Annotated in this window: 1 protein-coding gene; it reads right to left on the reverse strand. The window is 80.5% G+C overall.

The genetic code is table 11. The features are described from left to right. The coding region (locus tag E4099_RS33470) for a sensor histidine kinase (RefSeq protein ID WP_342451966.1) at positions 1–522 on the reverse strand (522 nt) is incomplete at its 3' end. Positions 523–635: the final 113 nt, after the last annotated feature.

The following is a 635-nucleotide window of genomic DNA, read 5'->3' on the forward strand; positions in this document are numbered from 1 at the left end:
GGGCGCGGCCGCGGCAAGCGCTCCGGTGGGGGCCTGCGGCAGCCTGGCCACCACCTCGAAACCGCCGTCCCGGGGTTGGGCCGCGAACACCCCGCCCACCAGCCGTACCCGCTCCCGCAGCCCGAGCAGCCCGGTGCCCGAGCCGGGCCCGCGGTCGGACGCGTTCCGGGGCGCGCCGGGCGCGGCGCATGTGACGACCCGGACCACCGTCTCCGGTCCGCGGCCCGGCCGCGCCGGATCCACGGTGACGGCCACCGTGACCGCCGCGCCCGGGGCGTGCTTGGCGGCATTGGTCAAGGACTCCTGCACCACCCGGTAGGCGGCCCGCTCGGCCATCGGGGCGAGCCCGGCCGCGGCGGCCGCGGCCTCGGTGCCGGGCGCCCAGGTGACCGGCAGTCCGGAGTCCGCCGCCCGCTCCACCAGCGCCTCGATGCTCTCGCCCGCCGGGACGAGGGGCGCCTCCACGGGGTCGGCGAGCGGGGCGGGGCCGACCGGCCGCACCGGCCCGGACGGTACGTCCACACCGCGAGCCGAGGGCGCCGACTCCGATCCGACGACCCCACTCCCCGCCTCGGCCCCCGCGACCACCCCGCGAGCCGAGGACGCCGGCTCGGGCAGCGCGTCCGCACCCCGTA

The organism is Streptomyces palmae (assembly GCF_004684805.1).
Taxonomy (GTDB): Bacteria; Actinomycetota; Actinomycetes; order Streptomycetales; family Streptomycetaceae; genus Streptomyces; species Streptomyces palmae.